Below are 23,727 nucleotides of genomic sequence, written 5' to 3'. Positions count from 1 at the left end.
GGATGTGAAAAATGATGAAATAAAAGTATGACTGAGTTTGTAGATTCGAGTAAGGATTCCTCCCCTTCGGGGAGGCTAGGAGGGGCTTCTGTTGTAATTATAGATTACGGTGCAGGAAATATAAAAAGTATTCAATTTGCCTTTAATCGCTTGGGATATGAAGCGGTCTTGTCAAAAAATCCAGAAGAAATAAAGGCAGCAGATAAGGTGATTTTTCCTGGGGTAGGTGAGGCAAGTTCAGCAATGGCTATGCTTAAAGCGAGTGGCTTAGATAAATTGATACCTACGCTAAAACAACCAGTGTTAGGTATTTGTTTAGGAATGCAACTCATGTGCTTACATACCGAGGAAGGTAATACTGACGGTTTAGGGATTTTTCAAACTAATGTTAAACGCTTTTCAAAGGATGTTAAGGTGCCACAAATGGGCTGGAATGTCATTAAGGATTTGAAATCTGATTTGTTCAAAGACATTAAAGAGAACGAATATATGTATTTAGTGCATAGTTATTACGCAGAACACTGCGATGAAACTATTGCAGCTACTGATTATGAAATCAATTATGCATCGGCATTACGACATGAAAACTTCTATGGCACACAATTCCACCCTGAAAAAAGTGGAAATGAAGGTGCTAAAATATTACAGAACTTTTTAGAATTATAAAATGCGAATAATCCCAGCTATTGATATAATTGAAGGTAAGTGTGTTAGGTTATCCAAAGGAGACTATAACACAAAGAAGGTGTATAATGAGAATCCATTAGAAATTGCTAAGCAATACGAAGACCACGGTATGGAATATTTGCATTTGGTCGATTTAGATGGTGCTAAGGCCAGTCATATTGTAAATCACAAAGTACTTGAACAAATTGCAACTAAAACCAATTTAAAAATCGATTTTGGAGGTGGTTTAAAAACCGATGAAGATTTGAGAATCGCTTTTGAGTCTGGTGCTGGCCAAATTACAGGTGGTAGTATCGCTGTTAAGAAACCAGATGTTTTTGAAAGCTGGTTGTCGAAATTCGGAAGTGATAAAATCATTTTGGGAGCAGATGCTAATAATGAAAAAATAGCGATTAGTGGATGGCTAGAAGAATCTGATGAAGAGTTAATACCATTCGTAAATAATTATATGAGCAAAGGTGTGTCCTATGTCATCTGTACGGATATTGCCAAAGATGGCATGCTTGAAGGTCCTTCATTTGATTTATATAAAAAAATGCTAAATGAATTAGAAGGTATAAAATTGATTGCATCTGGAGGCATCTCAAAGTTTGATGAATTACCAAAATTAGCAGAACTAGGTTGTGAAGGTACTATCATTGGAAAGGCTATTTACGAGAATAAAATTAGTTTAAAGCAATTGGAAGATTATATAATTGAAAAATAAGCTATTAGCCTTTAGCTGTTAGTTTTTTGCTAATAGCTAAAAGCCAAAAGCCAAAAGCTAAAATATGCTAACAAAAAGAATTATTCCTTGTTTGGATATTAAAAACGGTCGCACCGTAAAGGGTGTAAATTTTGTGGATTTGCGTGATGCTGGAGATCCTGTAGAATTGGCAAAACAATATGCCGATTATGGAGCAGATGAGTTAGTCTTTTTAGATATAACCGCAACACTTGAAGCACGTGCAACCACTTTAGAAATGGTATTGCATGTGGCAGAACAGGTAAATATTCCATTTACTGTAGGCGGTGGTATATCTTCTGTTGAACATGTTGATGCGCTTTTGAAAAACGGAGCAGATAAAGTATCTATTAATTCTTCGGCGGTAAAACGTCCTGAATTAGTAAATGAATTAGCAGACAAATTTGGTAGCCAATGTGTTGTTGTTGCTATTGATGCCAAAGAAATTGATGGTACATGGAAAGTACATTTAGCTGGAGGAACCATACCAACCGAAATAGATTTATTTGAATGGGCAAAAGAAGTAGAGCAGAGAGGTGCTGGAGAGATTTTATTTACTTCAATGAATCACGACGGCACTAAGGGCGGTTTTGCTAATAAAGCCTTAGCAAGATTATCTGAAGAATTGAACATTCCCATCATAGCTTCTGGTGGAGCAGGAAATGTTCAGCATTTTATTGATACCTTTACGGAAGGAAAATCGGATGCAGCTTTAGCGGCAAGTGTTTTTCACTTTGGTGAAATTCCTATTCCTTATTTAAAGACAAAATTAAAAGACAACGGAATTGAGGTTCGAATTTAATTTTTCACACTGTTACACTTATTACAATCAAAGTGTGATCTATTTTAACTTAAAATAAAATGAAAATAAAATACGATTCAAACGGACTAATACCAGCTATCATTCAAGATGCTACAACAAAAAATGTATTGATGTTAGGTTATATGAATGAAGAGGCTTATCAAAAAACAATTAACACTAAAAAAGTAACTTTTTTTAGTAGAAGTAAGCAGCGTTTATGGACTAAAGGTGAGGAAAGTGGAAATTTTTTGAATTTAGTTGCTATCAAAAATGATTGTGATGCGGATACCTTATTAATTCAAGTAAATCCTATAGGTCCAACATGTCATAAAGGTACAGGTAATTGCTGGGGTGAAGATAATGCATCAAACTTCGGTTTCTTTTCTGCTTTAGAGGATGTGATTGCAGAACGTATTGCCAATAAAGACACAGCCAAATCTTATGTTGCCAGTTTATTCTCAAAAGGAATCAACAAAGTAGCTCAAAAAGTAGGGGAGGAAGCTGTTGAAACCGTTATTGAAGCAATGGACAATAATGATGAGTTATTCTTATATGAATCAGCAGATTTATTATTCCACTACCTAATGTTACTTCAAGCAAAAGGTTTTACATTAAAGGACATTGAAGCAGAATTAAAGAGGCGTCATAAATAAAAAATAAGTTTTAACTGATCATAACTAATGCCTGCTAAATTAATTGCGATTTGACTTATTTAAGCCATCCTTCTGAACTAGACATTCTTGAAAACCAATAAAAGAATATTGCCAAAACAATTATCATAATGGTCATTCCAATACTTGAGGCATAAACATTAATTAAAATGTAAGCCATTTGGCTTATAACAGCTATTAGCGATAATAACCAAAGTTTAGTGGCCCATTTTTTTCGTAGCAAAAGACCAATGGACGCTATAGAACCTCCAAAAACCGCAATAGCAAAAAGTGCTGTAACCCATGCAGGCATGTTGGCTGCAATTTCAAGTTGTTCTGCAGTGTACATTTTCTGGTATGCTTCAGTGTTATAGGCTTGTTGCAAATAAGCTTTAACACCCATGCCATTCCAAAGTAGAGCAATAACACTTACAATCCAAAACGTAATGGGGGGTCTGTTTGCTACAGAATCTGACATAGATATTGATTTTTTAGTTGATTATTTAGTACTACTAATTTATAAATTTTTTGCTACAATTAGTAAAACAGTGTATTTTTCAAGACGTTAAAAGCACATGATGAAAAAGTATTTTTATGTTATTACAATTCAATATTTAGGATACCGGTTTCACGGTTGGCAAAAACAACCCAATGTTAAAACACTACATTTAATGGTTGACCGAACTTTGAATTTTATATTAGAAGGAAAGCCTTTTAAAAGCTTAAGCTCAGGAAGAACTGATGCAATGGTATCAGCAGAATGTGCTGCTTTTGAGTTGTTTTTAAATGAGCCCATAGAAGATTTAGAAACCTTTTTAGAGTTGTTTAATTATAATCTTCCTCAAGATATTAGAGCTTTATCAATAAAGGAAGTGGACTCTAAATTCAATATTATTAATCACCCTAAAACAAAGGAATACATTTATTTGTTTACTTATGGCAAAAAATGCCATCCGTTTTGTGCGCCCATCATGACTACTATTTTAGATGACTTAAATATCGATTTGATGAAGCAAGGTGCTAAATTGTTTGAAGGAACACATTATTTTAAATCCTATTGTTTCAAACCAACACATAAAGGTGTATACTATCGAGACATTGAATTATGTGAACTGGTTGAAAACAATTTATACAGTGCTAATTACTTTCCTGACAAAACGTATTTGTTAAGGGTTAAAGGCAAAGGTTTTATGCGTAATCAAATACGTTTAATGATGGGAACTTTGATTGATTTAGGAAAAGGCAAACTTTCATTAGAAGACATTAAACATAGTTTGCAACCTGATGTTTTTGTTAAGATGGAATATATAGCCCCAGCATCTGGATTAATTCTTAATGGTGTAGAGTTTGAATAAATCCTTACTTTTTGTAATTTTCGGTTTTGCCAAAGACTATTAATTCTCAAAAAATAAACAAACATAAAATGAGTGTTTCTGTACCAAAAGCTGCTTTAGATTTCTTTAAAAAATTAGAAAAAAACAACAATCGAGACTGGTTTAACGAACATAAAAAGGAATTCAAAGCTATTGAAGCCGAGGTAAAGGGCGTTTACAATTCCATTTTTGAAAACTTGAATATGCACGACGAAATCGATAAAATGAAAATGTTTCGTATTTACAGAGATGTTCGTTTTTCTAAGAATAAATTACCATATAAAACCCATTTTGGTGGATCTTTCCATAGAACCAAACCTAAATTAAGAGGCGGATACTATTTGCACATTCAACCAAATGATGAAAGTTTTATTGCCACAGGGTTTTGGGAACCTAATCCTGCTGATTTATTACGCATTAGGAAGGAGTTTGAAATGGACGATGAAGAAATCCGTGACATTTTGGCTAATGAAGATTTCAATAGAGTATGGGGAAATACTTTTGTTGGTGATGAAGTAAAGACAGCTCCAAAAGGATTCAGTAAAGAACACAAAGCCATAGATTTAATTAAGAAAAAGCAATATATTTTTATTAAAAAATATACCGATAAACAGGTACTTTCAACTGATTTTTTAGACGATGTAAACGCTTCCTTTAAGGCAGTGCGGCCGTTTTTCGAATACATGAGCGATGTCTTAACTACAGATTTGAATGGGGTGTCAATCATAGACTAACTTCATTACAAGGAAACCAGATAGCTTTCGCGATGACCGAAGCAATCTTTTAAATTGAAAAATAACAGATTGCTTCACTGCGTTTGTAATGGCACTACACAGCCGCCAACAACTCCGGTCTTTCAAATAATTGAATTTGACTTAATAAACGTTCTTTAACCAAGTTCATCATGCGTTTATTTAAGGCAGATGAATTCTGAATATACAGAGTGTATTCCTCAACAGTAAATAATCCTATAACCATGCCTTTCATAGAATTTCGGAATTTCATATCCTTATGAATCGCGTTTTCAATATAATCAATGCGTTTATCTATTGTTAAATCATAAAAAACCGATTTATGCTTCACAATATAATTTTTGAACACAGCAATTAACAAATCGTTTTGAAGCTTTATAACTGGTCTTAATACCTGATTTTGAAAACGCTCATCATCACTCATATTGTTATTAATAGTTGTAGAATAAATCTCAGGACGAATATCCTTTAGGTTGGTTTGTCTCGGGTTCATAACTATTGGGTTTTAATAAAAGTAGAGAATAAATAAAATGAAAAACGGTAGTGTTTACATAGTTTTTAACGAGGTTATCAACAATTTTAAATAACATGTTTACTTTCAGTTGGTTAAGCTTTATGATTTTTTTAAAAGACTGAAATTATTACTTTTGAAGAAAGCCAAACTATGAAATTCGGAAGTGTAGATAATCCCCAAGATATAGATTTTAGATTACCAAAAGACCATCCTAAAACTAAAGACGTACTTAACAGGGTTAAAGATGACAATGTTCCTGAAATCTATGTTGGCTGTGCAAAATGGAATAGGGCAGACTTGAAGGGTTTTTACCCAAGAGGCACCAAAGATGAGTTAGAATATTACTCTAGACAATTTAATGCAATTGAGTTAAATGCTACATTTTATCGTATTTTTCCAGCTGAACAATTTGAAAAATGGTATGATAAAACGCCTTCAAACTTTAAGTTCTTCCCAAAATTAAATCAGGAAATAAGTCATTGGAAACGACTCAATGAAACTAAAGAAGTTGTTGAACATTACTTATACAATGCAACCAATCTAAAAGAAAAACTAGGAACTATATTTCTACAAATGCACAATAATTTTGCGCCAAAGGATTTTGACAGGGTAGTAAATTTTGTTGAAGAATGGCCAAAAGAAATACCGTTAGCAATAGAGTTTAGACATACCAACTGGTATAATGATGAATTGGTTGCCAATGAATTGTATGAACTTTTAGAAAACAATAATATTTCTAATGTTATAGTAGACACTGCCGGAAGGCGTGATTTAATGCACATGTGTTTAACAAACTCAACAGCTTTTGTAAGGTACGTTGGAGCCAATCATGAAACAGATTATAGTAGATTAGATGATTGGGTAGATCGATTAAAACTTTGGCAAGAACAGGGTGTAAAGGAAATCGATTTTTTTATCCACCAAAATATTGAAAAAGAATCCCCTTTATTATCAGCATACTTCATTAAAAAATTAAATGCAACGTTGGGCAGTTCTTTAAAAATACCAAATGATAATAACCAACAAACTTTACTTTAACTTATAATTTTTAGATTTAAAAATTATAAGTGATTATAGGAATACATTGAATAAAATTCATTTTATAATACCTCCTTTATTAATTTTATAAAAAGTTAATAACAAACCACTGTAAAGCTTTATAAAACTGGTTTAATGTTTTAACTTTGTCGACCTTTATAGCCCCAGGAGGCTATATTTTATTTAGCAAAAAGTAGCTTTTTTACAATTAATAAAAATATTATGAGCAAGACATTATTTGACAAAGTATGGGATTCGCATGTGGTCAGAAAGATTGAAGATGGACCAGATGTGTTTTTTATAGATCGTCATTTTATTCACGAAGTAACAAGTCCAGTAGCCTTTGTTGGTTTAAAGAATCGTGGTATTGGCGTTATGTACCCAGAAAAAACATTTGCAACTGCAGACCATAACACACCAACTTGGAACCAACATTTACCTGTTGCAGATCCTTTATCTGCTAATCAACTAGAGGCTTTAGCAAATAATGCTGCAAAATACGGTATTTCGCATTGGGGGTTAGGACATAGAAATAATGGAATTGTACACATTGTAGGTCCTGAAAATGGAATTACGCTTCCTGGTTCTACAATTGTTTGTGGTGATTCTCATACGTCTACACATGGCGCCTTTGGTGCTATTGCTTTTGGTATTGGCACCTCTGAGGTTGAAATGGTATTGTCAACACAATGTATCATGCAACCTAAACCAAAAAAGATGCGTATTAACGTGAATGGTAAATTAGGTTTTGGAGTAACACCAAAAGATGTTGCACTTTATATCATTTCACAGCAGACTACTTCTGGTGCTACAGGATACTTTGTAGAATACGCTGGTGATGTTTTTGAAAACATGACCATGGAAGGTCGTATGACCGTTTGTAACCTTTCTATAGAAATGGGTGCTCGTGGCGGTATGATTGCTCCCGACGAAAAGACTTTTGAATACATCAAAGGCAGAAAGCATACCCCAAAAGGAGCTGATTGGGATAAAGCTATGGAATACTGGCAAACATTATACACCGAAGAAGATGCTGAGTTTGATGCTGAATTTACTTATAATGCGGCTGATATTGAACCTATGATTACCTATGGCACCAACCCAGGAATGGGAATAGGTGTTACTAAATCAATCCCAATGGCTGAAGAAGTTGAAGGAGGTATAGCAACATACAAAAAGTCGCTAGGTTACATGAAGTTCAATGAAGGTGATGATATGATTGGCAAAGAAGTGGATTATGTGTTCTTAGGATCTTGTACTAACGGAAGAATAGAAGACTTTAGAGCCTTTTGCTCAATTGTAGAAGGTCGTCAAAAGGCAGATAACATTACAGCTTGGTTAGTTCCTGGGTCACACAAAGTAGTAGACCAAATAAAAGAAGAAGGTTTAGATAAAATATTAGAAGCTGCAGGTTTTGTTTTGAGAGAGCCAGGATGTTCTGCTTGTCTTGCTATGAACGACGATAAGGTTCCTGCAGGTAAATTAGCCGTATCAACATCCAACAGAAATTTTGAAGGCCGTCAAGGACCAGGTTCGAGAACTTTGTTAGCGTCACCATTAGTAGCGGCGGCAACGGCAGTTTCGGGTGTTGTTACAGACCCAAGAACTTTGCTAGAAGAAGTTACTGTATAATCAATTATTAAAATATTGCCAATAACAACTATTTGGCTAAAAGCATAAAAAACATGGCTTACGATAAATTTGAAGTATTAACAAGTACAGCGTATCCGTTACCAATTGAAAACGTAGATACAGACCAAATCATTCCTGCACGTTTCTTAAAAGCTACAGAGCGTAAAGGTTTTGGAGACAACTTCTTTAGAGATTGGAGATATGATTCTGAAGGAAACGCAATTCCAGATTTTCCTTTAAATGACGCAAAATATGCAGGTTCTAAAATATTAGTTGGTGGAAAGAATTTTGGTTCTGGATCATCAAGAGAACACGCTGCTTGGTCTGTGTATGATTTTGGATTACGTTGTGTAATATCATCATTTTTTGCAGATATCTTTAGAAATAACTGTTTAAACATTGGTGTACTTCCGGTTCAAGTATCTCCTGATTTTGCTCAAAAATTATTTGATGCTATTGAAGCTGACCCTAAAACCGAAATAAAAGTAGATTTACCAAACCAAACAGTAACCTTGCTATCAACTGGTGATTCTGAATCTTTTGATATTAATGGTTACAAAAAAGGCAATATGTTAAATGGTTTTGATGATATAGACTACTTACAAAACATGAAGGAAGAAATTGCTGCATTTGGTGAGACTAGACCTTTTTAAAGCATACAAAACAATTTAATAGCTCATTCATTTTCCATGAAGAAAATTGAGATAATGGACACGACATTACGCGATGGAGAACAAACCTCGAGTGTGTCGTTTTCTGCTTCTGAAAAACTAACACTTGCAAAACTATTATTAGAAGAACTTAAGGTTGATAGAATAGAGATTGCTTCGGCACGGGTATCAGAAGGTGAATTTCAAGCAGTCAAAAACATCACAGAATGGGCTAAGGAAAACAACCATTTAGATGCCGTAGAGGTGTTATCTTTTGTAGACGGTGGTATTTCAATAGATTGGATGGTCAAAGCAGGAGCTAGAGTGCAAAACCTCCTTACTAAAGGTTCGCTTAACCATTTAACTCATCAGCTTAAAAAAACACCTAATCAGCACTTTAAAGAAGTAGAAAATACAATCTCGTTGGCGGCAGATCAAGGTATAGCTACCAACGTTTATTTAGAAGATTGGAGTAATGGGATGCGTAATTCAAAAGCATATGTTTTTGAATTTTTAGAGTTTTTATCAACGCAGCCTATTAAGCGCATCATGCTTCCAGATACTTTGGGAATCCTTACCCCAAAGGAATCTTATGACTTCGTTTTTGAAATAAAAAATAAATATCCCAATTTACATTTTGACTTTCATGCGCACAATGATTATGATTTAGGAGTTTCAAATGCCATTGAAGGATTAAGAGCTGGCGCAGACGGATTACATCTTACTGTTAACGGAATGGGTGAACGTGCTGGAAATGCTCCCATGTCTAGCACTATTGCTGTGATTAACGATTTTGTTCCAGAAGTTAAGATTGGGGTTAATGAAAAAGTACTCTATACAGTAAGTAAATTAGTAGAGAACTTTTCTGGAATTATAATTCCTGCAAATAAGCCTATTATAGGAGCGAACGTTTTTACACAAACTGCTGGTATTCATGCCGATGGTGATAACAAAAAGAACCTATATTTCAGTGATTTGTTACCAGAACGATTTGGTAGAACCAGACAATATGCACTTGGTAAAGCTTCTGGTAAAGCCAATATTCAAAAGAATTTACAGGAGTTAGGTTTAAAACTGAATGAAGATGAACTTAAAAAAGTAACCCAGCGTATCATAGAGCTTGGTGATAAAAAACAAGTGGTTACAAAAGAAGATTTACCATATATTATTTCTGATGTTTTAGATAGTGGCTCTTATGAGGAAAAAATAACGGTTGATTCTTACGTTTTAACTCATTCAAAAGGCTTAAAACCTTCTACTACTATTGCACTTAATATCGAAGGAGAATCGTTTGAAGAAAATGCACAAGGCGATGGCCAATTTGATGCGTTTATGAATGCTATCAGAAAGATATTTAAAAAGAAAAATAGAGTGCTACCAGATTTGGTAGACTACGCTGTGAGAATCCCCCCAGGGAGTCGTTCTGATGCCTTGTGTGAAACTATAATCACATGGAAAAATAAAGAATCTGAATTTAAAACCAGAGGGTTAGATTCAGATCAAACTGTTTCGGCAATAAAAGCTACCGAAAAAATGCTCAACATTATTAATAATTAGATATAATATAATTTAAAATGAAATTAAACATAGCCCTTTTAGCAGGAGATGGAATTGGACCTGAAGTTATTGACCAGGCTGTAAAAGTAAGTGATGCCGTTGCCAAAAAATTTGGTCATGAGATTACTTGGAAACCAGCATTAACAGGAGCTGCAGCAATTGACGCTGTTGGAGAACCATATCCGGATGAAACTCATAATGTTTGTAAATCATCTGATGCTGTATTATTTGGAGCTATTGGAGATCCAAAATATGACAACGACCCATCTGCACCTGTACGTCCAGAACAAGGATTATTAAAAATGCGTAAAGCACTAGGGTTATTTGCTAATGTACGTCCAACATTTGTATTCCCATCGTTACTAGATAAATCTCCATTAAAAAAAGAACGCATTGAAGGAACAGATTTAGTGTTCTTACGAGAGTTAACTGGTGGTATCTACTTTGGAGAAAAGGGTAGAAGAGATGACAGAAATACGGCTTATGATAATTGTGTTTACACAAAGGAAGAGGTAACCCGCTTAGCAAGAAAAGGCTTTGAATTGGCTATGCAACGCTCTAAACGTTTATGTTGTGTTGATAAAGCCAATGTATTGGAAACATCGCGTTTATGGAGAGAAACGGTTCAGGGTTTAGAAGCTGAATATCCAGAAGTACAAGTGTCTTATGAGTTTGTAGATGCTGTAGCGATGCGACTAGTTCAATGGCCTTCTGATTATGATGTATTAATTACAGAAAACTTATTTGGTGATATTTTAACTGATGAAGCTTCTGTAATTTCAGGGTCCATGGGGTTAATGCCATCGGCATCTTTGGGTTCTGATATAGGTTTATTTGAGCCTATTCATGGGTCATACCCTCAAGCAGCTGGAAAAAATATAGCAAATCCTATGGCAACTGTATTATCAGCAGCTATGATGTTTGAAAACTTCGGTTTAACAGAAGAAGGTAAAGTAATAAGAGAGGCAGTAAACAAAGCACTAGCAGAAGGTATAGTTACAGAAGATCTAGCAGATGGTGATAAAGCTTATGGAACTAGCGAAGTAGGAGACTGGTTAGCAGCTAGTATTTGATAATACACATTACATAAACTAACTAAAACTTGAAAGACCTATCAAATTTGATAGGTCTTTTCAATTCTACATAATTTTCAATAAATTTCTATTATATTCTACAATAATAGCATCTAACTTTTTATCTATCTCATTAGTATAGGTAGCAGATAAAGTAATTTTTCCTCTATATTTATTTTGGGAAGCCACCATGTTAATTGGATATTTTTCTAAAAAATCTGGATAAACCATATATATAACATTAGTTTTTACATTTTGAATTAATTGAAATGTATTATCCAAGAGAAAGTGTTTTTTTGTTAATTTATTTTTTTGTGCATCGGCAACAGAAATTAATGTTCTTTCAGGGTAACCATCAAAACCTCTAGTAACGTAATATGCACCTAAACATTTAAATTTTCCAATCAGTATGTTTTGTGGTTTAAAAATACTTCGGCGCATTTTTAAATCTTCCCGTTTTTCCAACACAATTTCACTTGGGACTAATTCATACTTCTCAGTATTCTCTAAGATTCGTTTAGCAGTTTTTAAACGATTATTAACTTCTGCTATTTTGAGTTTTTTTGCCACCTTGGGCGTGTACAGAGAGTCTTTTTTTAGTTGCGCTATTTGTATGCTATCGCTTTTAGCTTTATTAGCATATGCTAAAGCCTTTGTGTAAAATTTAGATATTCTTTTTGTTTCAGGTTTTTTTATAGCGGTGGTATACTCTTTTGATAAGACTTCAAATACGTAAGGAGAGCCTCCTTCTTTTAAAACAATTAATTGGTTTAGATCTTTATTAAAAAGAAATTCTTCACTTTGAGCATTTAATTTAGAGCACATTATACCCAAAGTAACTACAAAACATAAATATTTCATAACCGATATAATAATTATAATGAAAATTAAGCACCGTAACTGCAGACACTTAATTGAGGGAAGTGTTCAAATATACGTCATTATTCGTTAAAAAGTAAAATTATATCGACAAAAGGTTATTCTTGTTGTTTCAAAGTGAAACTAGAGCCACTAGGTAATTCAAATATTTCTAAATCAAAATAAGGTGTAGCAGCAATAACATGATCAAAAATGTCGGCCATGATATATTCGTAATTAACCCAGCGTTTATCATTACTAAAGGCATAAATTTCAATGGGTAGGCCTTGTGATGATGGTGCTAATTGTCGCACCATAATAGTCATATCCTTGTTTATAGCAGAGTGGTTTTCAATATATTCTTGAACATACTTTCTGAAAACTCCAAGGTTGGTTAGGTTTCTTCCGTTTATAGCTAAGGATTTGTCTATGTTATTGGTTTTATTGTGAGTCTCAATATCACTTTGCCGTTTATCTAAATATTTTTGGATGAGCTGAATACCTTTAAGTTTTTCAATATCTGCTTCACTTAAATATTTAACACTATCCATTTTAATACTTAAAGAGCGTTTGATACGTCTGCCGTCAGAACTTGTCATTCCACGCCAGTTTTTAAAAGAATCCGAAATCAGCGCATAAGTTGGAATAGTAGTGATGGTTTTATCCCAATTCTGAACCTTTACAGTGGCTAAGGTAATTTCTATAACATCCCCATCAGCACCAAATTTTTCAAAAGTTACCCAATCTCCAATTCGTACCATATCGTTTATAGACACTTGTATACTGGCAACGAATCCTAGGATAGTATCTTTAAAAATTAATATAATAACAGCAGAAGCAGCTCCCAAGCCAGTCAAGAATTTTAAGAACGGAATACCTGTTATGACTGCTATGGCAGACATGATACCTGCTACCCAAGCAAATATCATAAAAACCTGTATGTAGCTTTCAACAGGCTTATCTCTTAAACCTGGTAAGGTCTTTAAATAATCTTTTAAGGTAAATAAAAGGCTTCTCACTATCCAAAGCGTTAATACAATGGCAAATACCTGTAACGCTTTTTCAACAACTATTTCAAAATCAGGGAAATCATAAAAAATAATGGGAACCAATTCTAACGCAAGAAGTAATGGAATGATATGTGCTATATTTCTTGGGACTTTATTAGCCACCAACAAATCATCAAAGTTAGATTTTGATGCCTGAGCAAACCGTGTAAACATTTGCAATAGAATCTTTCTAATTAAAAAATCAATTAAAAACACAATAATTATAGAAGCAATTAATAATCCTGCCATGTTTAACCATACAACTGTTTCGTTTTCAATGCCTTTGTCAGTAAGAAACTTGGAGAATTTATATGCTAATTCAGGGACTTTAGATACTACTTCGGTATTTTCTGTTTCCTGTATCATTTTGCCAATTTTAAATATTTGCGTTCAATAAAGAACGTTCCAAACGGAATAATTGATGCTAAAAGTACACCTCGAAATGCTTTTTTATTCCAGTTAAAATCAGGTTTTAAAACAAAAGCCAATACCACATAAATCATAAAAAGAATACCATGAGGCATTCCCAATAGTTTTACATACTGTGGTTCATCTGCAAAGTGTTTCATTGGGGTAGCAATAAAAAGTAGAAGTATATAAGATATGCCTTCTAAAAAAGCAATGACTTTAAACATATTAAGTAGTGAAAACATAAGACCAATTTTGAAACAAAAATACGCAGACTGATTAAATAATGGTTGAGATACTACAATTTTGTTGTAACTTTATAAGACTTGCCACATTTATCATTTGATACTTACCTAAGGGTATGACAATAATCATATTTTTTTATAAATATTGAGAGTAGCTTTATATCATCTTTAAAAATTTAAAGAGTTTCTTTTTTTTCAAAAGATAAACATATCAACTGTAAATTAAACCAAAGGCATATGAAACAAATGTTAATGAATTTTGAACATCTTTTTACTGAAATGTTTGAAATTCCTGCCTACTAGCAGGCAGGTTTAATGCGAGAGCATAGCATATGCAAACGTTCTCAATTTTAAAATTAACACGAAAATCAGCTAATTATTAAAATTTTAAACGTATGAAAGTATTTGATGATAAGCACATAAAAAATGTGGTTTTTGTAGGGGCTCATAATAGTGGTAAAACCACTTTGGCCGAAACGATGCTGTTTGAAGCAGGACTAATTAATAGACGAGGTACCATTGAAGACAATAATACGGTTTCTGACTATCATGATATAGAACACCAACGTCAAGCATCGGTATTTGCAACGCCCATACATACCGAATGGCGCAATTACAAGATTAATATTATTGATACCCCAGGCTTAGACGATTTCATTGGCGAAATTATTTCATCCATCAGGGTGGGAGACACCATAGCTACCGTGATTAATGGAAAACACGGCGTAGAGGTTGGCACTGAAATTATCTGGAATTATATAGATAAATACAACAAGCCAACCTTATTTATTATAAATCAAATTGATCACCCAGATTGTAATTTTGAAGATGCTTTTAGAAGTATAAAAACACTTGTAGGAAATAATGTGGCACAAATACAATACCCAATAAAACTTGGTGGTGCCCAATGTATTATAGATGTGTTGAAAATGAAATGTTATAAGTTTGGACCAGAAGGAGGGAAGCCTGAAAAATTAGAAATTCCTGATTTTGAAAAGGCAAAGGCAGAAACGCTTCATAATGAACTTGTAGAAAAAGCCGCCGAGAATGACGAGGAACTTATGGAACTCTATTTTGACAAAGGTACTTTAAATGAAGATGAAATGCGGCAAGGTATTAAGGCAGGAATGCTAAACCACGATTTATTTCCAGTATTCTGCGTATCGGCCTTGCAAGATATGGGTAGCGGACGATTAATGGGATTCATTGATAACGTAGCACCAGCTGCAGCCAATTTAAAACCAGAACAAAGTTTAGAAGGCGAGGAGATTGTACCCAAGCCATCAGCAGACACCTCTCTTTTCGTTTTTAAGACTCTCTATCAGCCTAATTTAGGTCAAATTACTTTCTTTAAAGTGAAATCTGGAGAGATTAATATAAATGATAGACTAACCAATTCTAGAACTGGAGAAACCGAGGTTATCAATCAATTATTTATTATGGATGGTAAAAATCGTGAACCAGTAAATAAATTAAGTACGGGTGATATTGGTGCTAGTTTAAAATTAAAAGACACTGAAACCAATGACACACTTTACAGTGGTAGTAAACCTATTACCATAAAACCCATTCAATATCCAGAACCTAGAATTAATAAAGCTGTGACCGCTAGTAATAAGGCCGATGAAGAAAAGTTAAGTGATGCACTTCGTAAAATTCACAAGCAAGATCCAACGGTGGTTATTAATTACTCAAAAGAATCTAAAGAGCAAGTTTTAGGGTGTCAAGGTGAGTTACATTTAGCCATTATAGATATGACATTGAAGAATGATTATAAAATAGTAGCTCAATACGAGAAACCTAAAATTAAATATAGAGAAACCATACAACGCTCTTCAACAGCTAATTACCGACACAAAAAACAGTCGGGTGGTTCTGGCCAATTTGCACAGGTACATCTTAAAATAGAGCCATGGTTTGATGGGATGCCAGACCCCGAAGGGTTTAATATTAGAGGTAAAGAAGAAGTCGACTTACCTTGGGGTGGAAAACTGGTTTTTTATAACTGTATAGTAGGTGGCGTTATTGATGCACGCTATATCCCATCGGTTATGAAAGGGGTTCTAGAAGTTATGGAAGAGGGGCCGTTAACAGGATCATTTATTCGCGATGTAAGAGTCATGGTTTATGATGGGAAAATGCACCCGGTAGATTCTAACGATATATCGTTTAAAATAGCAGGAGCGCATGCTTTTAAAGAAGCCTTTTTAAATGCCAATCCTAAGTTATTAGAACCAACAAACGAGTTAACCGTTAAAGTACCGGAAGATATGGTAGGGAATGTGATGACCGATTTACAAAGCAGACGTTCCATTATTCAAGGGTTTGATAATTTAGAGCATTATCAAATACTAAAATGTACCATTCCTGCAGCAGAATTGTTTGACTATTCTACAGATTTACGCTCGTTAACTCAAGGAAAAGCAACGTTTAGCTCCAAGTTTTCATCTTACCAACCGGTGCCTAATAACATCCAAAAACAACTAGTAAAAGAAGAAGTATAATTAAATAAGTATTTAAACTATGATAACGAAAGCAAATTATTTGAGTGATCTTAAATTTAATTTAGATACCTGGAAAAGAGAATTACAGTTTCATTTCAGCGAAATGGATACGTTTGAAGAAAAATTAGAGGAAATAGCGGGACGTGAATTTGGTAAAAATGCAACAGTACCTTTAGAGAATTTTCAAAACAGAATCATGATTGAAAAAGACGCCATTTCTAAATTAAAACACCGAATTAGAAATAAAATGGCTAATATTAATCAAGCTGATTATAACGAAAATATTGATGGTCGTTTACAAAATGAACAGCATACGTTAAAAGATGACATGCGTACATATATAAAAATGCACTATGATCTTAAAGAAGAAATGATGGACTATTTTAGAGAGTGGTTGTAAATTAAACGTTAACAAGTAAAAAAAGCTAGAATGTTAAAATATTCTAGCTTTTTTTATGTTAATCAATTAATTAGTAATTTAAAAACAAGGATTTATATTGGTATGAATGTTGTGCCATTATTAAATAAAAACACAGGGTTATGATGCTTAGAATTGTTTGGGTCTTAGTTTTTTCTATTATTGTTATAAGCTGCAGCTCCAGAAAACAGCTAAACAATACAGAAGCTTTAGAGAAAATGCATACCGTATTAAAAATGGATACTATAAATATAGAGGCGCAATGGGCCAACCCTTTAAATGCTTACATGATAGCAAATCTAGGGTTATTACCATTTGATTCCACTGGAGGAAATATTAGTTTGATTGGAAACGCTAATTACTTTAAGATTATTAGTGATAGCGTATCGGTGTACCTACCATATTATGGTGAATGGCGATTTGCACCTCCGTATGGCACCAGTGAAACAGGAATAAGTTTTAATGGTAAACCAGAAGTTTTCGAACAAACCTTCAATAAGAAAAAGAACAAGTATGAATATTATTTTGAGTTAAAAAATAGTGCAGAGGTATATCAAATTAACCTGACCGTTTTCCCTAGCTTAAAAACTGATATTCATGTAAATAGTAATTTACGTTCCTATATTGGTTATAGAGGTGAAGTAACTGTGGAATAATAATATTTAAAATACATTAAAAATAACCAGTCCATAAATTACAAAACGCAATAAACGTAAGGACCCAAAAGACAAAACGCCTTTAAACGGGTAGTTAATAATACCAGCTGCTAAACAAGAAATTGAAAAGGGTAGTGGTAATAAAGCACCTACCACAATCAAAAAACCACCCCATTTTTTAGAATTCTTTAGTTGCTTTTGCATTTTTTCTTCTAAATAACGGTGTACTCTTGGAATTCTGGTAATCATATCACCAATAAAATAACTTAGCAAACCCCCTAAATAAGATAAAGAAGCCAACAAAATAAGATAACCCCAAGGTGTACTAAGTTTACCAGACCATGCAATAAACAATTCTGGTGGAACAAGACCCAATAGGGTTTCAGAAGTAAAAAAGAAAATTAGTACACCATAAACTGGTAAAACTTCGGTTAAATTTGTGAGCATGGTATTTATGTCAAAAAAAGTATTAATAACATAGATAGCTACCACCGCCAAAACAATATAAGGTAATGCTTTTAAAACACTTTTACCCACAAAGCTATAAAAGCCTGTATAGCTATAATATTGATGCAATAAACGCAAACGAGATTTCCCGTAAGTTTTTGTTCTAGCTTTGGGTTTCATTTTAATAGCAATTCCAAGAATGGCGAAAATAGGTTCTTTTTTTGGTCCAAAAAAGAAATAGGAAACCTTTAAACTATTTTTAACATGATTATTCGATGTAGTGGAGCGTTCTTAGTTCTAAAATTACTATTTGACATAATATAAATTATAGCACAAATGTGTTTGTATTGCTGTTTATCCCAAATGTACATTTGATAGCTATAATTCTCTATTATGTAAAATATCCCAGAAGCATTTGTTTTCATTAGAATAATTAGAACTTGGGTCATTAAACTATTAAGCGGTTTGTTTCGCAGAGTTTTTTAAAACATTTGTATCTATAATTTGCCGTTATGTAAAATAGCCGCTACCAAGCGCTCGATTGTTTTGTAAAATCAAATTGTTACCACAATTTATTTTACACACAATTATCCATCGCTTGCCAACGCCAAATAAAAGCTTCACTTTTTGCACTGTTTTAAAATTCGCGTAATTGATAAAATGTATGTCAAAAAAAATTTTACGCAATTCTCGTCAAGTTGCCACAAGAGTATAAAATTTCTCTGCGAGCAAATTTCTATACACTTGTTCTATGTAGAACTTCAATTAAAGTTTTCTTTTTGTGCGTTATCTTTTGCCTTGATGCAAACTACCAAGTGTTAATTAACATTCTTAAGCTGTAAATTCTCTATTGTGTAAAATACCCCATGAAGTTTGGAAATACTAAAGAAACATCCTGCTCCTGTATTAGTAAATACTTCGCATTTCTCGTCAAATTGCCCAAGATTATAAAATTATGCTATGTATAGCATTTTCGTATTTAATTTATATTTAATTTTGACATGTTCCTATTTACAGGAACGAGTCCTGAATGAAAGCAAAAATAATTTTACTTGCTTGTCTTGTAATGGCAGCAAGTTTTGGTTGGTTTTTCTTATTTTTTGATCAAGACTATCAACCTTCTACAGATTTTGATGAAACTGAATCTCATTTACTTGTTTGGTCTCGTGACCACAAAAACACCTATATTAATTTTATTAAGTATTTAGCTGATGATGAACATGTTTCGATATATGTTCCTAAATCAACTCCAATTGATAGTGTATTTAATGCACTTCAATCTGTTGGTGTTAACATGGATAACGTTCAGCTAGAACCTATATTTAACGAGAAAATATGGATTAGGGATTTTGGCCCTGTATTTTTAATGAACAAGAGCGGAAAAACTAAAACTTTAAGTTTTAAATATTCCGATTATGAAGAAAACTCCTTTCCTTATGAATACCAAGATATAATGAAAGAGCGCTTGCGGGCTTCACGTATTATTGGCATTGGTGGTGCCAGAGAGCTAAATGGCAAAGGGTTGGCTATTTTGGTTGAAAAACATGAACAAGCTGCAAACCCTAAACTTAGTAAAGATGAAATATTTAAAGAGCTGAAAGAAAAATTGGGTATAAAAAAAATTATTTGGTTAAAAAGCGGACTTCCACAGGATGAAGTGCATCTTGTTACACCACTATTCGATAGTATATTTAGCAATGGAGCCGGACACCATATTGATAGTTTTTGCAGATTTATATCTCCAAATACACTTTTGCTGGCTAAGGTAGATAGTAGTGAGCTAGATAATAACCCTATTATGAAAACAGCTAGTGATCGATTGGAAGAAAACTATAATATTCTTAAAAATGCCTCGGATCAAGATGGAAATCCTTTAAATATTATTAGAGTACCTATGGCTCCTCTACTTTTTGAAATTGAATCATATGAAAATACAATCAGATCATTTTTAAGATCTACTAGTTATTTAAATTTCATCATTACTAAAAATAAAGTTATTGTACCAAGTTATGCACCATACTTAGGAAGTGATGAGGCTATTTCTAAAGATGCCGAGATTGAAATTATATTTAAAAGTATTTTTCCTGAAAAAAAAATAGTTATGCTAGACTGTGTAGAACTTAATAGAATTGGTGGCGGTTTTCATTGTATATCAATAAATAGACCAAAGAAAAAGAAAAAGAAAAAAATAGCATAATTTTGTATACATGTATTAGCCAACTTTATACTTAATACTAAAGTTTTACATTCCACACACATTACACTATTCTCCTACCGTCATTTCGTGCTAAGAGTGTTTTACTCAAATTTTCATTTTCAATTTAAGATTCGTGAACCAACAGAGTTGGTTTCTCGCTCCACTCCTATTTCAATAAATAAGAGCCTGCGAATCTTTTTTGAGTTTATTTGGTTTCACTACGTAAAACCTAATCTCAAAATTAGATTTCATTAACATCAACCATACCTTTACTTTTAAACACATTCAAAACGCAATGTTATACCAATTCAAAAAACACTACTTCTGTTTATAACCAAAGCGATAATTTAGTGAAAACATAAATTTTCCTGAGGATTCTTCTTGAAAATCAAAGTTGTTTTCTTTAAACACATACATTACATTGACACCTAAGTTATCTGATAGTAAAGCTTCGGCGGAAACATAATCTGTCTCTAAATTCCAAATATGCCCGTAACGAAAACTATAATCTTCAGAAAGTCCAAAGCTGCTTCCTATACTTGATCTTGAGTACAGTGTTGGAAACGCTGAAGGCATCATAAAACCGTAATTATAATCAATGTCTAAATATTTTCTTGGTCCTATCCGAGCATGAAACTCTGGTAAAATTATATGGTTTTTTTGCGCATCTTCAATATTTGTGACATCTAATCTATCGTCTTTATTTAGGCGTAATTTTCCGATTTGAAAACCAAAACCGGCTCCAAACCATTTACTATCCCACTTCATGTATGGATTGACTCCAAAAATGAATTCAGATTCAGAATCTCCTGTACTTAAATTAGTACTTTTTATAGTTCCACCAGAAATGTTAGCTCCAAAAGTGTTGGTATGATTCTTTTTAGTTACAACATGAGAATAGCCAACACCACCAATTTGGTAGACTTGTTTAAAGTACTCATAAGAGTAGCTGGTTGAAGTACCACATTCATTCTGAACTTCTTGAGGATCAAAAGCAACCTCATTATTAAAATTACCAAAAGAGGCTCCTACATCAATGCGGTTATAGCTTTTAACTCCTAAAGTGTTTTCTTGCATAGATTGACCTAAGACATAAAATGGGGTTAGTAAAGTTACAAATATGAGTTTATTATATCCATTTAGTTCTTTGGTAGTGAATAGATAGTATCCCGAAAAAAGAACGGCTGTTATAAAAATTGTCCATATAACATTAAACTCAAAAGGGCTCAATACGTTTTGAAAACTATAGATAAGTATAGATAAGATAATTATATAGATAAACTCAGAATGTATATAAGGTGCCTCTTGAATTGTTTTTATTTTTTTAGTATTTACTTTACCTTCTAAAAACCACAATAGCAAGCCTAAAACAAACACCAAGGCTAACATGGCCCACTGATATACCCATACTCCATAGAAATGTAACGTACCAAATTGTGACACACTATGATCTCTAAAAAACTCTATTCCAAAGCGTAATGAAAAGTATAAAATCATAGTTAATAGTATTGTACTCAAACTCCCTTTCCATCTATTTTTGGTTTTCCATACTATATACCCAATTGTAAATAGTGTTAGGCTTTCATATAATTGTACGGGGTGTACAGAAAGTGAATATAGGGCGTCTTGTCCTATGTTCTCAGTTAACCAATGGTTGTGATGCGCATTGGTACCGGCAGGATATTTAATACTCCAAATAGCATTAGACGCTAAACCATAACAACAACCATTTAATAAACAACCTAATTTTGTAATACCAAGTGCAATTGGGGCTACCCATGCAAATAAATCAAACATGCTCTTACCAAATTTAAATACGCGCTGTATGATTAAAAGCCCCACTAACCCAAAAAGAATACCACCGATTGAAGATCTATTATTGAATTCAGAGTACGGTGAACTCATAGCGTCGTACCACTCAAATAATGGAATTGTAAATAAACGTGTTCCAATAATAATAAATAATGTTAATGTAGCAAACATTAATAATACTGATCTTAGATGATGCCCTTTTTTGATGCTTTTATAGATTACTACACAAAACATAAACACAAAAGCCAATGCATAAAAAAGCTGGTAGAAAAACTGCGGGGTTGATAGTGATAGTGTCATGATTTTAACCTTTAAAAATTAAACTGTTCCATAAATTTAATATGTTGTGATTCAGAAATGTTCCGAAATAGTCTCCGAAAGATATTTTCGGACATATATCAATAGCTTGGTACTATCATTCACTGGAGTCTACAGAACCTAAAACCCAATAAATTATTGGTGAGACACATTTTTGTTCTTAAAATATTCGAATAAATAAATGTAGTAAATGTTAAAAAAATTCATTTCGTACCCATTATACCCTAATGTTTTACTAAAAACTTTTATTTTATATAAAAATTTATATCTAATTTAGTATTAGTATGCAATCCATACGATAGCGCTCAATGAAAAGAAAAATAATTGTGCTTATTTGCCTTGTATTGGCAATAAGTTTTGCTTGGCATTTTATTGCTTTAGACCAAGATTATCAAGCCTCAACCGATTTTGATGAGACAGAATCACATCTATTAGTATGGTCTCCTGTTTATATAAACACGTACCGTAATTTCATTAAAAATTTAGCAGAAGATGACCATGTTATCTTATTCGTGCCTAATACAATTGAACACCTTAGTGTCTTTAATGATCTTAAGTTATTTGGCGTTAATATAGACAATATTCAATTACAAACTGTTTCGAATACCGATATTTGGATTAGAGACTACGGCCCATCCTTTTTATTAAATGAAAACGGAAAATTAAAAACTTTAAGTTTTAATTATTATAACCTAAAAAGACACAGTTTTCCTTACTAATACCAGTATTTATTTAAAGAAAGGTTAAGAGCCTCTAAACTTATTAGTGTTGGTGGGGCAAGGGAGTTAAATGGCAAAGGATTAGCTATTTTGGTTGAAAAGCACGAAATGGATAACAACCCAAAACTTACTAAAAAAGAAATTGGTAACGAATTGAAAAAGAAATTGGGTGTTAAAAAAATTATTTGGTTAAAAAAGGGGCTTCCACAAGATGAGGTACAAGCTGCTATGCCTTTATTTGATAGTATTTATACCAATGGAGCGGGTAATCATATTGATGCTTTTTGCAGATTTATATCTCCAAATACACTTTTGCTGGCTAAGGTAGATAGTAGTGAGTTAAACACAAACCCTATTATGAAAATAGCTCATGAGCGCTTAGAAGAAAACTATAATATTCTTAAAAATGCCTCGGATCAAGATGGAAATCCTTTAAATATTATTAGAGTACCTATGGCTCCTCTACTTTTTGAAATTGAATCATATGAAAATACAATCAGATCATTTTTAAGATCTACTAGTTATTTAAATTTCATCATTACTAAAAATAAAGTTATTGTACCAAGTTATGCACCATACTTAGGAAGTGATGAGGCTATTTCTAAAGATGCCGAGATTGAAATTATATTTAAAAGTATTTTTTC

The 23,727-nt window shown here is 33.1% G+C and carries 22 protein-coding genes and 1 pseudogene; 16 read left to right on the top strand and 7 right to left on the bottom strand.

Going from position 1 to position 23,727, the window contains the following annotated elements; translation table 11 throughout:
• The first annotated feature begins 27 nt into the window (after nt 1-27).
• From hisH to hisIE, 4 genes are all read left to right on the top strand, one after another.
• Nucleotides 28-666 carry an imidazole glycerol phosphate synthase subunit HisH gene (gene hisH / locus DFQ02_RS05075; RefSeq protein WP_116039909.1) on the top strand — a complete coding sequence of 213 codons (639 nt, stop codon included), beginning with the start codon at nt 28-30 and terminating at the stop codon, nt 664-666.
• A 1-nt stretch (nt 667) separates the two neighbouring features.
• Nucleotides 668-1,393 carry a 1-(5-phosphoribosyl)-5-[(5-phosphoribosylamino)methylideneamino]imidazole-4-carboxamide isomerase gene (gene hisA / locus DFQ02_RS05070; RefSeq protein ID WP_116039908.1) on the top strand — a complete coding sequence of 242 codons (726 nt, stop codon included), beginning with the start codon at nt 668-670 and terminating at the stop codon, nt 1,391-1,393.
• A 64-nt stretch (nt 1,394-1,457) separates the two neighbouring features.
• Complete coding sequence (gene hisF / locus DFQ02_RS05065; RefSeq protein ID WP_116039907.1) at nt 1,458-2,213, top strand: imidazole glycerol phosphate synthase subunit HisF; 756 nt, start codon at nt 1,458-1,460, stop codon at nt 2,211-2,213.
• Between the two features lie 59 nt (nt 2,214-2,272).
• Nucleotides 2,273-2,866: a bifunctional phosphoribosyl-AMP cyclohydrolase/phosphoribosyl-ATP diphosphatase HisIE gene (gene hisIE, locus DFQ02_RS05060; protein ID WP_116039906.1), complete on the top strand. Its 594-nt coding sequence runs from the start codon at nt 2,273-2,275 to the stop codon at nt 2,864-2,866.
• Between the two features lie 55 nt (nt 2,867-2,921).
• Here the strand turns inward: hisIE and DFQ02_RS05055 are convergent, their stop codons facing one another.
• On the bottom strand, nt 2,922-3,341 hold the full coding sequence (locus tag DFQ02_RS05055) for a hypothetical protein (RefSeq protein WP_116039905.1): 420 nt from the start codon (nt 3,339-3,341) through the stop codon (nt 2,922-2,924).
• A gap of 100 nt (nt 3,342-3,441) precedes the next feature.
• Between DFQ02_RS05055 and DFQ02_RS05050 the strand changes: the two genes are divergently transcribed.
• The gene (locus DFQ02_RS05050) at nt 3,442-4,218 is read left to right on the top strand and encodes a tRNA pseudouridine synthase A (RefSeq protein ID WP_116039904.1); all 777 of its coding nucleotides are present in this window, start codon (nt 3,442-3,444) and stop codon (nt 4,216-4,218) included.
• A gap of 68 nt (nt 4,219-4,286) precedes the next feature.
• Nucleotides 4,287-4,970 (top strand): DUF2461 domain-containing protein, encoded by a 684-nt coding sequence (locus tag DFQ02_RS05045; protein ID WP_116040056.1) that lies wholly within the window; start codon nt 4,287-4,289, stop codon nt 4,968-4,970.
• 94 nt (nt 4,971-5,064) lie between these two features.
• Here the strand turns inward: DFQ02_RS05045 and DFQ02_RS05040 are convergent, their stop codons facing one another.
• On the bottom strand, nt 5,065-5,481 hold the full coding sequence (locus DFQ02_RS05040) for a glyoxalase (RefSeq protein WP_116039903.1): 417 nt from the start codon (nt 5,479-5,481) through the stop codon (nt 5,065-5,067).
• Nucleotides 5,482-5,652: 171 nt separating this feature from the next.
• Here DFQ02_RS05040 and DFQ02_RS05035 point away from each other — a divergent pair, with 171 nt between their 5' ends.
• From DFQ02_RS05035 to leuB, 5 genes are all read left to right on the top strand, one after another.
• The gene (locus DFQ02_RS05035; RefSeq protein WP_116039902.1) at nt 5,653-6,540 is read left to right on the top strand and encodes a DUF72 domain-containing protein; all 888 of its coding nucleotides are present in this window, start codon (nt 5,653-5,655) and stop codon (nt 6,538-6,540) included.
• A 222-nt stretch (nt 6,541-6,762) separates the two neighbouring features.
• Nucleotides 6,763-8,172 carry a 3-isopropylmalate dehydratase large subunit gene (leuC, locus tag DFQ02_RS05030; RefSeq protein WP_116039901.1) on the top strand — a complete coding sequence of 470 codons (1,410 nt, stop codon included), beginning with the start codon at nt 6,763-6,765 and terminating at the stop codon, nt 8,170-8,172.
• A 53-nt stretch (nt 8,173-8,225) separates the two neighbouring features.
• Nucleotides 8,226-8,825: a 3-isopropylmalate dehydratase small subunit gene (gene leuD / locus DFQ02_RS05025; RefSeq protein ID WP_116039900.1), complete on the top strand. Its 600-nt coding sequence runs from the start codon at nt 8,226-8,228 to the stop codon at nt 8,823-8,825.
• A 54-nt stretch (nt 8,826-8,879) separates the two neighbouring features.
• A complete protein-coding gene (locus tag DFQ02_RS05020; RefSeq protein ID WP_181896357.1) occupies nt 8,880-10,379 on the top strand; it encodes an alpha-isopropylmalate synthase regulatory domain-containing protein in 1,500 nt (499 codons plus the stop codon).
• 17 nt (nt 10,380-10,396) lie between these two features.
• The gene (gene leuB / locus DFQ02_RS05015; RefSeq protein WP_116039898.1) at nt 10,397-11,452 is read left to right on the top strand and encodes a 3-isopropylmalate dehydrogenase; all 1,056 of its coding nucleotides are present in this window, start codon (nt 10,397-10,399) and stop codon (nt 11,450-11,452) included.
• Nucleotides 11,453-11,518: 66 nt separating this feature from the next.
• On the opposite strand, the gene DFQ02_RS05010 is transcribed toward leuB, so the two are convergent.
• From DFQ02_RS05010 to DFQ02_RS05000, 3 genes are all read right to left on the bottom strand, one after another.
• The gene (locus DFQ02_RS05010) at nt 11,519-12,313 is read right to left on the bottom strand and encodes a hypothetical protein (RefSeq protein WP_147297732.1); all 795 of its coding nucleotides are present in this window, start codon (nt 12,311-12,313) and stop codon (nt 11,519-11,521) included.
• A gap of 116 nt (nt 12,314-12,429) precedes the next feature.
• On the bottom strand, nt 12,430-13,725 hold the full coding sequence (locus DFQ02_RS05005) for a mechanosensitive ion channel family protein (protein WP_116039896.1): 1,296 nt from the start codon (nt 13,723-13,725) through the stop codon (nt 12,430-12,432).
• On the bottom strand, nt 13,722-14,012 hold the full coding sequence (locus DFQ02_RS05000; RefSeq protein ID WP_116039895.1) for a DUF3817 domain-containing protein: 291 nt from the start codon (nt 14,010-14,012) through the stop codon (nt 13,722-13,724). Before DFQ02_RS05000 ends, DFQ02_RS05005 begins: the two co-directional genes overlap by 4 nt.
• 395 nt (nt 14,013-14,407) lie before the next feature.
• Here DFQ02_RS05000 and DFQ02_RS04995 point away from each other — a divergent pair, with 395 nt between their 5' ends.
• From DFQ02_RS04995 to DFQ02_RS04985, 3 genes are all read left to right on the top strand, one after another.
• Nucleotides 14,408-16,516 carry an elongation factor G gene (locus DFQ02_RS04995; protein WP_116039894.1) on the top strand — a complete coding sequence of 703 codons (2,109 nt, stop codon included), beginning with the start codon at nt 14,408-14,410 and terminating at the stop codon, nt 16,514-16,516.
• Nucleotides 16,517-16,535: 19 nt separating this feature from the next.
• Nucleotides 16,536-16,916: a hypothetical protein gene (locus DFQ02_RS04990; RefSeq protein ID WP_116039893.1), complete on the top strand. Its 381-nt coding sequence runs from the start codon at nt 16,536-16,538 to the stop codon at nt 16,914-16,916.
• 140 nt (nt 16,917-17,056) lie between these two features.
• Entirely contained in the window at nt 17,057-17,590 is a 534-nt protein-coding gene (locus DFQ02_RS04985) for a DUF4251 domain-containing protein (protein ID WP_116039892.1), read from the top strand.
• A 6-nt stretch (nt 17,591-17,596) separates the two neighbouring features.
• Here DFQ02_RS04985 and DFQ02_RS04980 read toward each other — a convergent pair whose 3' ends face one another.
• Nucleotides 17,597-18,217, bottom strand: coding sequence for a YqaA family protein (locus DFQ02_RS04980; protein ID WP_116039891.1), 621 nt, complete (start codon nt 18,215-18,217; stop codon nt 17,597-17,599).
• An 850-nt stretch (nt 18,218-19,067) separates the two neighbouring features.
• Here DFQ02_RS04980 and DFQ02_RS04970 point away from each other — a divergent pair.
• On the top strand, nt 19,068-20,234 hold the full coding sequence (locus DFQ02_RS04970; RefSeq protein WP_116039889.1) for an agmatine deiminase family protein: 1,167 nt from the start codon (nt 19,068-19,070) through the stop codon (nt 20,232-20,234).
• Between the two features lie 318 nt (nt 20,235-20,552).
• Here DFQ02_RS04970 and DFQ02_RS04965 read toward each other — a convergent pair whose 3' ends face one another.
• A complete protein-coding gene (locus tag DFQ02_RS04965) occupies nt 20,553-22,346 on the bottom strand; it encodes a prolipoprotein diacylglyceryl transferase (RefSeq protein WP_116039888.1) in 1,794 nt (597 codons plus the stop codon).
• Between the two features lie 326 nt (nt 22,347-22,672).
• On the opposite strand from DFQ02_RS04965, the pseudogene DFQ02_RS15310 reads away from it, so the two are divergent.
• Nucleotides 22,673-23,727, top strand: a pseudogene (locus DFQ02_RS15310) (agmatine deiminase family protein); the annotation flags it as partial.

Origin of the sequence: Seonamhaeicola aphaedonensis (assembly GCF_003386195.1) — a bacterium.
GTDB classification, from domain to species: Bacteria; Bacteroidota; Bacteroidia; order Flavobacteriales; family Flavobacteriaceae; genus Seonamhaeicola; species Seonamhaeicola aphaedonensis.
Note: the sequence above shows the minus strand (reverse complement) of the source record. Positions and strands in the feature narration are given on the sequence as shown.